At 61.6% G+C, this 13,343-nt stretch carries 14 protein-coding genes and 1 pseudogene; 2 read left to right on the forward strand and 13 right to left on the reverse strand.

From position 1 onward, the window contains the following. Positions 1–47: 47 nt before the first annotated feature. From NP945_RS11790 to NP945_RS11810, 5 genes are all read right to left on the reverse strand, one after another. Positions 48–779, reverse strand: a complete 732-nt coding sequence (locus NP945_RS11790) for a peptidase (RefSeq protein WP_013531816.1) — start codon at positions 777–779, stop codon at positions 48–50. Positions 780–911: 132 nt separating this feature from the next. After that, entirely contained in the window at positions 912–1,706 is a 795-nt protein-coding gene (locus NP945_RS11795; RefSeq protein ID WP_127273300.1) for a transglutaminase family protein, read from the reverse strand. Between the two features lie 85 nt (positions 1,707–1,791). Beyond that, positions 1,792–2,733, reverse strand: a complete 942-nt coding sequence (locus NP945_RS11800) for an alpha-E domain-containing protein (protein ID WP_027036710.1) — start codon at positions 2,731–2,733, stop codon at positions 1,792–1,794. Between the two features lie 88 nt (positions 2,734–2,821). Next, complete coding sequence (locus NP945_RS11805) at positions 2,822–4,234, reverse strand: circularly permuted type 2 ATP-grasp protein (protein WP_256746430.1); 1,413 nt, start codon at positions 4,232–4,234, stop codon at positions 2,822–2,824. A gap of 171 nt (positions 4,235–4,405) precedes the next feature. After that, positions 4,406–4,642 carry an Lrp/AsnC family transcriptional regulator gene (locus NP945_RS11810; RefSeq protein ID WP_010909609.1) on the reverse strand — a complete coding sequence of 79 codons (237 nt, stop codon included), beginning with the start codon at positions 4,640–4,642 and terminating at the stop codon, positions 4,406–4,408. 265 nt (positions 4,643–4,907) lie between these two features. Here NP945_RS11810 and NP945_RS11815 point away from each other — a divergent pair. Beyond that, positions 4,908–5,326 (forward strand): annotated as a pseudogene (locus NP945_RS11815) (DUF4864 domain-containing protein). Positions 5,327–5,330: 4 nt separating this feature from the next. Here the strand turns inward: NP945_RS11815 and tgt are convergent. Genes tgt through coaD form a run of 7 tightly spaced genes read right to left on the reverse strand, consistent with a single transcriptional unit; the run spans position 5,331 to position 9,826 of the window. Further along, positions 5,331–6,461 carry a tRNA guanosine(34) transglycosylase Tgt gene (tgt, locus tag NP945_RS11820; protein WP_127269464.1) on the reverse strand — a complete coding sequence of 377 codons (1,131 nt, stop codon included), beginning with the start codon at positions 6,459–6,461 and terminating at the stop codon, positions 5,331–5,333. After that, complete coding sequence (locus NP945_RS11825; RefSeq protein ID WP_164749036.1) at positions 6,454–6,630, reverse strand: hypothetical protein; 177 nt, start codon at positions 6,628–6,630, stop codon at positions 6,454–6,456. The genes tgt and NP945_RS11825 overlap by 8 nt, the downstream gene beginning before the upstream one ends. Further along, positions 6,620–7,708, reverse strand: a complete 1,089-nt coding sequence (queA, locus tag NP945_RS11830) for a tRNA preQ1(34) S-adenosylmethionine ribosyltransferase-isomerase QueA (RefSeq protein WP_256746431.1) — start codon at positions 7,706–7,708, stop codon at positions 6,620–6,622. The genes NP945_RS11825 and queA overlap by 11 nt, the downstream gene beginning before the upstream one ends. After that, positions 7,708–8,157: a DMT family transporter gene (locus NP945_RS11835; protein ID WP_256746432.1), complete on the reverse strand. Its 450-nt coding sequence runs from the start codon at positions 8,155–8,157 to the stop codon at positions 7,708–7,710. The genes queA and NP945_RS11835 overlap by 1 nt, the downstream gene beginning before the upstream one ends. Positions 8,158–8,169: 12 nt before the next feature. Continuing rightward, positions 8,170–8,682, reverse strand: coding sequence for a peptidylprolyl isomerase (locus NP945_RS11840; protein WP_127269467.1), 513 nt, complete (start codon positions 8,680–8,682; stop codon positions 8,170–8,172). Between the two features lie 39 nt (positions 8,683–8,721). Continuing rightward, entirely contained in the window at positions 8,722–9,309 is a 588-nt protein-coding gene (locus NP945_RS11845; protein WP_127269468.1) for a peptidylprolyl isomerase, read from the reverse strand. 16 nt (positions 9,310–9,325) lie between these two features. Continuing rightward, a complete protein-coding gene (gene coaD, locus NP945_RS11850; protein WP_127272529.1) occupies positions 9,326–9,826 on the reverse strand; it encodes a pantetheine-phosphate adenylyltransferase in 501 nt (166 codons plus the stop codon). 298 nt (positions 9,827–10,124) lie between these two features. Between coaD and NP945_RS11855 the strand changes: the two genes are divergently transcribed. After that, positions 10,125–10,277, forward strand: coding sequence for a hypothetical protein (locus tag NP945_RS11855; protein WP_081714296.1), 153 nt, complete (start codon positions 10,125–10,127; stop codon positions 10,275–10,277). Between the two features lie 69 nt (positions 10,278–10,346). Here the strand turns inward: NP945_RS11855 and gyrA are convergent, their stop codons facing one another. Continuing rightward, positions 10,347–13,148 (reverse strand): DNA gyrase subunit A, encoded by a 2,802-nt coding sequence (gene gyrA / locus NP945_RS11860; protein WP_127396842.1) that lies wholly within the window; start codon positions 13,146–13,148, stop codon positions 10,347–10,349. Positions 13,149–13,343 lie beyond the last annotated feature (195 nt).

A 13,343-nucleotide genomic window follows, 5' to 3' on the forward strand; every position in this document is an offset into this window, starting at 1 on the left:
TAATTAACGCGTGAAATAGACGCAACCGACAACGGATGCCGCACGCCTCAGCCCGGGAAATCCGGCAGGCTGGCAAAGGCCGTCTTCAGCGCATTCGACCAGCCGTCGGAGATCGTGCGGTAATACTGGTCGTCCTGGCCGATCCGCTTCTTCAATCCGACCTTGAAGGCGTCCTTCTCCAGGAACAGCAGGTCGAGCGGCAAGCCGACGGACAGGTTCGACTTCAACGTCGAATCGAACGACACCAAAAGCAGCTTCACCGTCTCGGCGAGGCTCATCGTCTTTTCGTAGGCGCGGATGATGATCGGCTTGCCGTATTTGGTCTCGCCGATCTGGAAAAACGGCGTGTCATCGGTCGATTCGATGAAATTGCCTTCGGGATAGATCATGAACAGGCGCGGCTCGCTGCCCTTGATCTGACCGCCGAGGATGAAGGACGCATTGAAATAGGAATCCGCCTTCTCGCCAGCGGGTGACGAATTGGCGATGACCTCCTTGACCGTGTCGCCAACAATGCGGACCGTTTGGTACATCGACGGCGTTTCGAGCAGCGTGGAATGTCTTTCGGAGATCGCCTTGGTGCGCTCGTCGAGCAGGCTGACCACGGCCTGCGTCGTCGCCAGATTGCCCGCCGACATCAAAACGATGACGCGCTCGCCCGGCTCTTCCCAGACATGCATCTTGCGAAAGGTGGAGATGGAATCCATGCCTGCATTGGTACGCGTGTCCGACATGAACACGAGCCCGCGATCGATCTTCAGGCCAACGCAATAGGTCATGGAATCTCTTCTAGAGCAATTCCAGGAAAAGTGTGAAGCGGTTTTCCGTCCGGAATTGCGTTAAAACAAGGGGATAGAGCGGTTCGGCGTTTCCTTGAAACGATGAATCGCTCGGCAGCAATCTTGCGAGGATTACTGCTCCACCGTGACGGTGACCGCAAGCTGTTCTTCCGCCTGTCCCAGCCGAATTCCCGACACCGGCGTGGCGTCGCGGTAATCGCGGCCCGTTGCCACCTTTACATAACGCTCGTCGGGTGAAATGCCATTGGCGGCATCGAAGGCAACCCAGCCGAGACCCGAAACATGCGCCTCGGCCCAGGCATGGCTGGCCGCCTGCTCGACCGTGGCTTCCAGCATCAGATAGCCGCTGACATAGCGGGCCGGAAAGCCCATGGCACGCGCCGCGGCGGCAAAGATATGGGTATGATCCTGGCAGACCCCGGTTTTCAGCGCCAAGGCTTCCTCCGCCGGCGTCGTCGCACTGGTGGTGCCGGGCGTGTAGACAACGCGCTCGCCGATGACAGCCATCAGCCGGTGCAGCCTTTCGATGTCGCTGCCCTTGCCGACCGATGCGGCGAGTTCGCGGATACCGCTGCCGATCACCGTCAATGGCGTCTCATGGCTGTACAGCCAGAGCGGCGTAAAGCCCTGGTGCGGCCCCGAGACACCCGCGGTGTCGCGTGTCACCACTTCGCCTGATGCTTCCACCGTGATGAAGTCGCGCTCGCCCTCGACGCTTAGCAGCCTTGTGTCATTGCCGAAATGGTCGACAAAGCGAACTTCTTCGCGCGCGCCTTCGATGGTCAAGGCCCAGGACAGAACGGTCTGCGTCGACCCGCTGACCGGAAGCAGCCGCAGCCGCTGCAACAGATAGTGCACCGGCGCGTCGTAGCGGTATTCGGTCCGATGGGTGATCTTCAGCCGCATGCTTCTATTCCGTTTGTGAGCACGATCTCCGGACAAACGGTTTCATTTGTCCGAGAAAACCGGCTCCCACCTTTCGGGACCATGCTCAATTGAACCGGTAATCTTGTGCGATCTCTTCGCCCAGCTTGGTGTTGTCGCGAATGAAATTGGCCAGGAATTCATGCAGCCCGGCGTCGAATATGCCCTTGATCGACCCGGCTCTCAGCATTGTCTGCGTCTTCTCGGCCGTTGCGTGGCAGGCATGGCGTTCGCCGTAATCGTCGCCGAGGAATTTCAGGTGCTCCGACAGGAAGCGATAGCAGAACATCAGCGAACGCGGCATGCGGACATTGAGGATCAGATAGTCGGCAATGTTGGTCGGCTTGTAATCGGCGTCGTAGACCCAACGGTAGGAGCGATGCGCCGAGACCGAACGCAGGATCGATTCCCACTGATAATTGTCGAGCGTCGAGCCGACCCAGGAGATCGACGGCAGCAGCACATAATATTTCACGTCGAGGATGCGCGCCGTGTTGTCCGCGCGCTCGACATAGGTGCCGAGCTGCGAGAAGTCGAAGATTTCGTTGCGCAGCATGGTGCCGTAGAACGAGCCGCGGATCAGCGCCGTCTCGCGCTTGATGGCGTCGAGTACGCTGGGCAGGTCGCGCTCGTCGATCGGCTTGGCCAGCATCCGCTTCAGCGACATCCAGGCTTCGTTGATGCTTTCCCAGGTTTCGCGCGTCAGCGCGGTACGCACCATGCGGGCATTGTTGCGGGCCGTCTCGATCGACGCCATCGTGCTCGACGGGTTCGACGTGTCGCGCAACAGGAAGTCGGCGACGTTGGCCGCGGTATAGTCAGAATATTTCTGGCTGAAGGTGACGTCGGAACCGGCGCTGAGCAGCACCGAATTCCACTCTTCCGAGGCACTCTGGGTACGAGTCAGCGCCATGCGCAAACCGGCATCGACCAAGCGCGCCATGTTCTCCGCCCGCTCGATATAGCGATTCATCCAGTAAAGCCCGTTGGCGGTGCGGCCGAGAAGCATATCAACGTGCCCCGATTTTGAGCGAGTAGCGAGTAGCGAGTAGCGAATAGGGAATGCGTCTCATGATTGCTGCGTCCCCCTGCTCGTCTCAATCATCCAGCACCCAAGTATCTTTCGTCCCGCCGCCTTGCGAGGAATTCACGACCAGCGAGCCTTCCTTCAGCGCGACACGCGTGAGGCCGCCCGGCACGATCTGGATGCGATCGGAGACCAGCACATAAGGCCTGAGATCGACATGGCGCGGCGCCAGCCCCTTTTCCGTCAGGATCGGGCATGTCGACAGCGCCAGCGTCGGCTGGGCGATGTAATTCGAAGGTTTTGCCTGGAGTTTCTTGGCAAAGGTCTCGCATTCCTTCTTGGTCGCAGCCGGCCCGACCAGCATGCCGTAGCCGCCGGAACCATGGACTTCCTTGATCACCAGTTCGTCGATGTGCTCGAGCACGTATTTCAGGCTGTCGGGCTCCGAGCAGCGCCAGGTTGGGATGTTGCCCAGGATCGCCTTGCGGCCGGTGTAGAATTCGATGATCTCGGGCATGTAGGAATAGATCGCCTTGTCGTCGGCGATGCCGGTGCCCGGCGCATTGGCGATGGTGATGTTGCCGGCCCGATAGACATCCATGATGCCGGGTATGCCAAGTGCGGAGTCCGGCCGGAAGGTCAGCGGGTCGAGGAAGGAATCGTCCACGCGCCGGTAGAGCACATCGATCTGCTTGTAGCCTTCGGTCGTGCGCATCGCGACATGGCCGTCGACGACGCGCAGATCCTGGCCTTCGACCAGCTGCACGCCCATCTGGTCGGCGAGGAAGGCGTGTTCGAAATAGGCGGAGTTGAAGCTGCCGGGCGTCAGCACCGCAATGGTCGGCGCGCCCTTGATGCTTTGCGGCCGCACCGCCGCCAGCGACTGGCGCAGAAGCTGCGGGTAGTTTTCCACCGGCCGTACCTTGATCTTCTGGAACAGCTCGGGGAACAGCTGCATCATCGTCTCGCGGTTCTCCAGCATGTAGGAGACGCCCGACGGCGTGCGCGCATTATCCTCCAGCACGTAGAATTCGTCCTCCGAGATGCGGACGATGTCGACGCCGATGATGTGGGTGTAGACGCCGGCCGGCGGCCTGACCCCGATCATCTCCGGCAGGAAGGCCTCGTTCCTGGCGATCAATTCCCTGGGGACGCGCCCTGCGCGCAGGATTTCCTGGCGGTGGTAGATGTCGTCGAGGAAGGCGTTTAGCGCCTGCACGCGCTGCTCGATGCCCTGCGTGAGGCGCCGCCATTCATTGCCTGAAATGATGCGTGGAACGATATCGAACGGGATCAGCCGCTCGGAAGCTTCCTGCTCGCCATAGACGGCGAAGGTGATGCCGGTCTTGCGGAAGACGCGTTCGGCGTCCTGCATCTTCTCGGTCAGCCTGACCGGATCCTGCTCCTTCAGCCAGCGATCATAAGCCGAATACGGTCTTCTCAATCCGGAGACTTCCGGAAGCATTTCATCGAACGCTGCCAATCGCATACTCCCCTGTGACGCCATTTCACTGACGTCGCCGGAGAAAATCAAGCGCAATCGGTGATTTGGGAGATACGGGCGATCAGTATGTTGCGCCTGCCTAAAATTGAGGCAGGTGAAATATGACCTTGATCAGCCTTTGCCTCGTGCCCGGGCAAACGCGTTTCCAGGCTAGAAAGCGCGAAACGTGACGACGGTGAACGTGTCCTTGATGCCGGGGAGAATCTGCACCTTCTCATTGACGAAATGGCCGACGTCTTCCTCGTCGTCGACGTAGAATTTGGCGAGCAGATCGTAATTGCCGGCGGTGGAGTAGATTTCCGAGGCGATCTCGGCATCGGCAAGCGCACTGGCAACCTCATAGGATTTGCCGAGCTCGCATTTGATCTGCACGAAAAACGCCTTCATGGCTTCGTCCCGCTAAACGTCCAAGTCCAGCGGCCCTTCTGGCAGACTGGAGGCGGGCTTTCAAGCGCTGGAATCCGTACTCAGCCGGCCCAGGCCTGGGCCCCGACCTTCCGCAGCTCCTACACCGGCATGCAACCTGCCGCCGATCGCCAGCGATTATTCGCAATCGCTGAAACCGCGATGCGCTGCCAAGCGTATGTTATGATGCGCCTTCGGACAGCAGCATTTCGAAGGAAGATATTTCGCGGGACAACGGAGACAGGCCATGCGCCGCGCCTTTTTCGCAATCGCAGTCGTTCCATTCCTCTTTGTGTCGTCGGCATTGGCCGGCGATGCCGAGATCAAGGCGGGCCAGTCCGTCATCGATGGCCAGTTGAAGGCCCTCATCGCCGATGACGGCGCCACCGCCTACAGCTTCGCCGCCCCGAATGTGAAGCGGATCTTCCCGACCGTCGATGCCTTCATGAATATGGTGACCAACGGCTACCCGCCGGTGCGCAAGCCGCGGACCTATTCCTTCGGCAAGGTCGAGGAGACGGCACCGGGGTCGATTGTCCAGCAGGTGCTGATCGTCGGCCCTGACGGCAAGGATTACGAGGCGGTCTACACTTTGCAGCAACAGCCGATGGCACGTTCCAGATCACCGGCTGCAGCCTGCGCGCCTCGAATTCGCTCAGCACTTGAGGCCTCACAGCAACGGGATATCGCCCCTCGCCCAGCCCTCGGTGATTTCCGCGCCGCGCGCCTCGAAGGCGCCGGTCTCGATCGCAGCGCGGATGTCCTGCATCAGTTTCTGGTAGTAGGAAAGGTTGTTCCAGGTCAAAAGCATAGCACCGAGCGCTTCTTGCGAGCGCACCAGATGATGCAGATAGGCGCGTGAGTAGTCCCGGGCGGCCGGGCAGTCGCTTTCCTCGTCGAGCGGCCGTGGATCGTCGGCATGGCGGGCGTTGCGCAGATTGACCTTGCCGCGCCTTGTATAGGCAAGGCCGTGGCGGCCGGCCCGTGTCGGCATCACGCAGTCGAACATGTCGATGCCGCGCGCCACCGATTTCAGGATATCGTCGGGCGTGCCGACACCCATCAGATAGCGCGGCTTGTCCGCTGGCAGTTCCGGGCAGGTGATGTCGAGCATCTCGAGCATCACCGCTTGCGGTTCGCCGACGGCCAGGCCGCCGACCGCATAGCCCTTCAGCTCCATCGCGCTCAGCGCCTGCGCCGAGCGCTCCCGCAGCGCCGCGTTGTCGCCGCCTTGCACGATGCCGAACATCGCCTTGCCCGGCTGATCGCCGAACGCCGTCTTGCAGCGCTCGGCCCAACGCAACGACAGCTCCATGGCGCGCTCGATTTCCTTCATCTCGGCCGGCAGCGCCGTGCATTCGTCGAGCTGCATCTGGATATCGGAATCGAGCAATCCCTGGATCTCTATCGAACGCTCCGGCGACATCTCGTAGGCGGCGCCATCGATATGCGAGCGGAAGGTGACGCCCTTTTCGGTCAGCTTTCTCAGCTTCGACAGCGACATCACCTGGAAACCGCCGCTGTCGGTCAGGATAGGATGCGGCCAGCGGGCGAACTCGTGCAGGCCACCGAGCCGCGCCACACGCTCGGCGCCGGGCCGCAGCATCAGATGATAGGTGTTGCCCAGGATGATGTCGGCGCCGACACCGCGCACCTGGTCCATATACATGGCCTTGACGGTGCCGCCGGTGCCGACCGGCATGAAGGCCGGCGTGCGGATTTCGCCGCGCGGCATGTCGATCACGCCGCGTCGCGCCTTGCCGTCGGTTGCCAGAACCTTGAAGCTGAACGGCTTAGCCATTGAATTCCTTGTCGTGGATCGGGGCGTCCGGCGCCTGATTGTCGAGCGACTGGCGGTAGTGGATGCAGCCGCGCATGGCGGAATCGAGGTGCTGGCGAATGCCGGCGCGCAGCTTTTTCAATTCCGCATTCAGCGCATAGCGGTCAAAGGCTTGCAGATCATCGTCCATCGCTCGTCTCCGCTCGGAAAAGCAGGCTTGCGTCGCCATAGGAATAGAATCTGTAACGGTTCTCGATCGCATGGGCATAGGCCGCACGCATCGTGTCGAGGCCGCTGAAGGCCGAGACAAGCATGAACAGCGTCGAGCGCGGCAGATGGAAATTGGTCATCAGCACGTCGGCGGTGCGAAAACGGTAGCCGGGCGTGATGAAGATATCGGTCGGACCGGACCACGCAGCCAGAGTACCGTCCTCACGCGCCGCACTCTCCAGCAGTCGCAGCGAGGTCGTGCCGACGGCAACGACGCGCCCGCCTCTTGCTCTTGCGGCATTCAGGGCGTCCGCAGTGGCTTCGCTGACCGAACCGGTCTCGGCATGCATCTTGTGGTCGGCGGTGTCGTCGGCCTTCACCGGCAGGAACGTACCGGCGCCGACATGCAAGGTGACGAAGCGGCGTTCGATGCCCTTGCTGTCAAGCGCTGCAAAAAGCTCCGGCGTGAAATGCAGGCCCGCTGTCGGAGCCGCGACGGCGCCTTCCTCGCTTGCATAGATGGTCTGGTAGTCGGCCCGGTCGCGTTCGTCGTCGTCGCGTTTCGAGGCGATGTAGGGCGGCAGCGGAATGTGGCCGACCGCGTGCAGTGCCTCGTCGAGGAAGGGCCCCGACAGGTCGAAGCCGAGCAGTGCTTCGCCGCCCTCGCCTTTCTCGATCACCGTGGCGTCGAGCTGACCGAGGAAACAGGAATTGCCGTCATGGCCGAAATGGATGCGGTCGCCGGCGGCTATGCGCTTGCCCGGCCGCATGAAGGCCAGCCAGCGGTCCGGCGCCATGCGCATATGCAGCGTGGCTTCGACCTGCGCCGTCGCTTCGCCCCGCCGCCTTATGCCTTTGAGCTGCGCTGGAATGACCTTGGTGTCGTTGAACACCAGCACGTCGCCGGCCCTGAGCAAGGACGGCAGGTCGCCGACCGTCCGGTCCTCGAGCCCTTCGCCTGATTTGACCAGAAGCATCTTGGCGCTGTCACGCGGCTGCGCCGGGCGGAGCGCGATGCGCTCCTCCGGCAAGTCGAAGTCAAAGAGATCGACGCGCATCAGTAGAGCCGGACGAGCAGCGCTCCGGCCAAGAGCAGCACCGCGCCGGCAACGCGGCCGAGCGAGATTTCACGCACCGCGACGCCGAGGATGCCGACGCGGTCGATGAGCATGCCGGCCAGCAACTGGCCGGTGACCAGAAACGCCATCAGCGCGGCCGCACCGATGCGTGGCGTCAGGATAGTCGACAGCGTGACATAGAAACCGCCCAGCATGCCGCCGGCCACGAACAGCCAGGGCGCCGGCGCCTTCCAGTCGAGCGAGATGCCTTGCAGCTTCACCACTGTGACGGAGATGATGCCGAGCACGATCGCGCCCGACAGGAACGAAAACGCAGCCGCCGCGACCGGGAGGCCCAGGCCGCGCGCCAGCTGCGAATTGATCGGCGCCTGAATGGCAATGAAGGCGCCGGACAGGATGCCGAGAAGCGACCAGACGACGCCCATCATTGTCGTTTGCCCTTACTTGACGTCGGCCGCGACCTTCAGCGACACGATCTTGTCGGGATCCTGCACCGGCTCGCCGCGCTTGATCTTGTCGACATTGTCCATGCCTTCGATGACCTGGCCCCAGACCGTGTACTGGCGGTTGAGGAAGGCGGCATCGTCGAAGCAGATGAAGAACTGCGAATTGGCCGAGTTCGGGTTCTGCGAGCGGGCCATCGAGCAGGTGCCGCGAGCATGGTTGGCGTTGGAGAATTCAGCCTTCAAATCCGGCTTTTCAGAGCCGCCCATGCCCGCGCGGGACGGCGCGAAGGAAGGCTTGCTCGAATTGCCGAACTTGACGTCGCCGGTCTGCGCCATGAAACCCTCGATGACGCGGTGGAAGACCACGCCGTCATAGGCGCCTTCCCTGGCCAGTTCCTTGATGCGGGCGACATGGCCGGGCGCCAGGTCGGGGAAAAGTTCGATGACGACCTTGCCCTTGGTCGTTTCCATGATGAGCGCGTTCTCGCGATCCTTGATTTCGGCCATGTCAGATATCCTTTTGAGAAAACAGAGTTATTCGACAATTTACTTGTCGGCGGCGATGCGCACCTTGATCATCCGGTCGGGATCGGTGACCGTGCCGTTGTCCGCCTGGTCGCCCTTCTTGATTTGGTCCACCAGTTCCATGCCGCTGACGACATTGCCGACGATCGTGTACTGGCCATCGAGGGGCGGTGCCGGAGCGAACATGATGAAGAACTGCGAATTGGCCGAATTTGGGTCCTGCGAGCGGGCCATGCCGACCACGCCGCGCTTATAATGTTCGGTCTGTGAGAATTCGGCCGGCAGGTCGGGCAGGTCGGAACCGCCGGTGCCGGCGGCCTCGGCGCTGAAACCCTTTTTCATATTGCCGAACTTGACGTCGCCGGTCTGCGCCATGAAGCCGTCGATGACGCGATGGAAGGCGACGTTGTCATAGGCGCCTTGGCGCACCAGCTTCTTGATCTGCTCGACATGCTTTGGCGCAAGATCGGGCCTCAGCGCAATGGTGACGTCGCCGTCCTTCAGCGTGATGATCATTGTGTTTTCCGGGTCGGCGGCGAAAGCCGAGACCGACACAGCCACAAGACCGGCGAGCACGACAAGGAACGAGGCTAGCTTTTTCAGCTGCATGGTTTTCTCCGAAAACTTACTTCTTGAACTTGGCTGTGAGCGCACCGGCAACCGCCGCCGGCACGAAGGGGCGAATGTCGCCGCCCATCGAGGCAATCTGGCGAACAAGTGTGGCGGTAATGGTGCGTACCGAAGGACTGGCGGGCAGAAAAACCGTCTGCAGTTGAGGCGCCATGGTCTCGTTCATGCCGGCCATCTGCATCTCATAGTCGAGGTCGGTGCCGTCGCGCAGGCCGCGGATCATGATCGAGGCGCCCTGCTTCCTGGCGGCGTCGATGACCAGCCCGTCGAAGGCGACGACCTTGATGCGGGCACCGTCGCTGCCGAATTCCGTCTTCGTCGCCGTCTCGATCAGCTTCACCCGCTCCTCGAAGGAAAACAGCGGTTGCTTGCCCGGATGGATGCCGATCGCCGCATAAACGATATCCGCCACGGCCAGCGAGGCCTTCAGCACATCGAGATGGCCGTTGGTCAGCGGGTCGAAGGAGCCGGCATAGAGGGCAATGCGTTCAGTCATGGCAGGTGCTTCTAATGCATGATCCCAAAAAGTGGAAACCGGTTTTTGGAAAAGATCATGCTCAAATGAAAGCTAGAGCCCGTTCCGTCTTCCGTCCATCAAGATGGGACAGGCTCTAGCGAGCCTCTCTCGCAAAGGCAAATCCGATCGGCGCGCCGGCCGTGAACCTTTTCCGGCACATGAACGACAGATGAACACGCTGATCACGAAGCCTTCACGCAGCGTTCACTAGGTTGCACCTTAATAAGATGAAACCAAAATCCCATCTATCCGTTGTTAGGCGCAGGAGAACACGCACATGCTGATCTACATGCTCGCCACCGCAATGACCGTCGCCATGCTGATCGCCACCGTATTTGGGCTGCATCAGGAGGCGCAACGCATCCGCGTCAAGGCAAACACCAAGCGCTTCGAAGGCTTCGGCCCGCGCAAGCCATATCGTCACTACTGATAAAGCCTGAACTTGCTGCCGCGCCGGCCACCTGGCCGGCGTTGCTATGTCAAAACCCGGGTGCTGGACTTAGTCCGCACCCTCCGGACCGGCGTCAGGCGCCGGAGCGGCATCAGCACCACCCTCGACCGTCTCATCGCTTTCTTCGTCCGCTTGCGGTTCCGAGATCCGCTCGACCGAAACCACCTTTTCGCCTTCAGCCGTGTTGAAGATGGTCACGCCCTTGGTGGCGCGGCTGGCGAAACGGATGCCGTTGACCGGAACCCGGATGACGGTGCCGCCGTCCGACACCAGCATGATCTGGTCGTCATTGCCGACCGGGAACGTCGCCACCAGCCTGCCAATCTCGGCTGCCTTCGACACATCGGTGGCGCGGATGCCTTTGCCGCCGCGTCCGGTCAGCCGGAAATCATAGGACGACGAACGCTTGCCGTAGCCGAACTCGGTGACCGTCAGCACGTACTGTTCGTGCGCCTTGAGCTCTTCGTATCGGTTGTCGGAAAGCTCCGTCTCCTCGCCGATCTCCTCATTGGTCAGCGCGATCTCTTCCTCTTCGCCGGTCGTTTCCGTGGCAAGCCGCCGCTCCGCCGCCGCGCGCTTCAGGTAAGCGGCGCGTTCCGCTGGCGAAGCATCGACATGCTCTATCACCGACATCGAGATGATGCGGTCGGTCTCGGCCATGGTTATGCCGCGCACACCGACCGAATTGCGGCTCTGGAAGACGCGCACGTCGCCGACGGAGAAGCGTATGCACTGGCCGGAACTGGCGGTCAGCAGCACGTCGTCCTTGTCGGTGCAGGTCTCGACGCCGAGGATCTCGTCGCCTTCTTCCTCCAGCTTCATGGCGATCTTGCCGTTGCGGTTGACCTGGACGAAGTCGGATAGATCGTTGCGGCGCACGGTGCCGCGCGTGGTGGCGAACATCACGTAAAGTTCGCCCCAGCTGGCCTCGTCCTCCGGCAGCGGCATGATGGTGGTGATGCGCTCGCCCTGCTCCAGCGGCAGCATGTTGATCAGCGCCTTGCCGCGTGACTGCGGATTGCCGATCGGCAGCCGCCAGACCTTTTCCTTGTAGACGATGCCGCGCGAGGAGAAGAACAGCACCGGCGTGTGGGTGTTGGCCACGAACAGCCGGGTGACGAAATCCTCTTCCTTGGTCGACATGCCGGAGCGGCCCTTGCCGCCGCGACGCTGCGCCCGGTAGAGCGACAGCGGCACGCGCTTGATGTAGCCGGAATGGCTCACCGTCACGACCATGTCCTCGCGCTGGATCAGGTCCTCGTCTTCCATGTCCGAACCGCCGTCGGTGAGTTCGGTGCGGCGCGGCGTGCCGAACTCGTCGCGCACGGCAGCAAGCTCGTCCTTGACGATCTGCTGGACGCGCGCGCGGGACGACAAAATGTCCAGGTAATCGATGATTTCGGCGCCGATCGTGTTCAACTCGTCGGCGATCTCGTCGCGGCCGAGCGCGGTCAGGCGCTGCAGGCGCAGTTCGAGGATGGCGCGCGCCTGTTCCTCTGACAGATTGTAGGTGCCGTCTTCGTTGATCCGGTGACGCGGGTCATCGATCAGGAGGATCAGCGATTCCACGTCGCCAGAGGGCCAGCGCCGCTCCATCAACTGCTCACGCGCCGTCTGCGGATCCGGCGCGGTGCGGATCAGCTTGATGATCTCGTCGATGTTGGCGACTGCGATGGCGAGACCGACCAGCACATGGGCGCGGTCGCGCGCCTTGCGCAGCAGGAATTTCGTCCGCCTTGTGATCACCTCCTCACGGAAGGCGACGAACGCCTTCAGCATATCGGTCAGGTTCATCACTTCCGGCTTGCCGCCGTTCAGTGCCACCATATTGGCGCCGAAGGAGGTCTGCAGCGGCGTGAAGCGGTAGAGCTGGTTGAGGATGACGTCGGCAACGGCGTCGCGCTTCAACTCGATGACGACGCGGTAGCCCTGGCGGTCGCTCTCGTCGCGGATATCGGAAATGCCCTCGATGCGCTTGTCGCGCACCAGTTCAGCCATCTTCTCGATCATCGACGACTTGTTCACCTGGTAGGGAACCTCGGTGATGATGATCGACTCGCGGTCGTTGCCGCGCTGTTCGATGTTGACCTTGCCGCGCATGACGATGGAGCCACGGCCGGTCGAATAGGCGTTGTAGATGCCCGAACGGCCAAGCACGATGCCGCCGGTGGGGAAATCCGGTCCCGGAATGATCTCCATCAACGCCGGCAGGTCGATCGCCGGATTGTCGATGAGGGCGATGGCGCCGTTGCAGATTTCGCTGAGATTATGCGGTGGAATGTTGGTCGCCATGCCGACGGCGATGCCGCCCGAGCCGTTGACCAAAAGGTTGGGAAACCGTGCCGGCAGAACCTTCGGTTCGCTGCCCGACGCGTCGTAAGTGTCCTGGAAATCGACGGTATCCTTGTCGATATCCTCCAAAAGCTCGTGCGCGACCTTGGTCAGCCGCGCTTCCGTGTAGCGCATCGCCGCAGGCGGATCGCCGTCGATGGAGCCGAAATTGCCCTGCCCGTCGATCAACGGAACGCGCAGCGACCAGTCCTGTGCCATGCGCACCAAGGCGTCATAGATGGAGGCGTCGCCATGCGGATGGTATTTACCCATCACGTCGGCGACCGGACGCGCCGACTTCACATATTTGCGGTTCCAGTGGTAGCCGCTCTCATGGGCGGCGAAGAGAATGCGGCGATGCACCGGCTTCAGGCCGTCGCGCACGTCCGGCAGCGCACGGCTGACGATTACGCTCATAGCGTAATCGAGATAGGAGCGCTGCATCTCCTCGACGATGGATATCGGCTCGATGCCGGTGGGGCCGCCGTCGGCGCCGCGCGGTGTCTTCTGGTCGGTCAAATCGGATCACAATCTAATCAGGAATCACTTGGTGCTTATATAGGAAGCAAGCCCGAAACTCCAACCTTCACGGCACTTTTCCAATGTCATTTTCGGTGGTAATTTCAAATGGATACCGCTGATTGCGACGATATGGCCAAGGCAGTTTTCGCCGCCCTGACGCAAAAGCCTGCGTGTCTGCCTTGGCGGGCGCGG

Source organism: Mesorhizobium sp. LMG17149 (assembly GCF_024518695.1).
Taxonomy (GTDB): Bacteria; Pseudomonadota; Alphaproteobacteria; order Rhizobiales; family Rhizobiaceae; genus Mesorhizobium.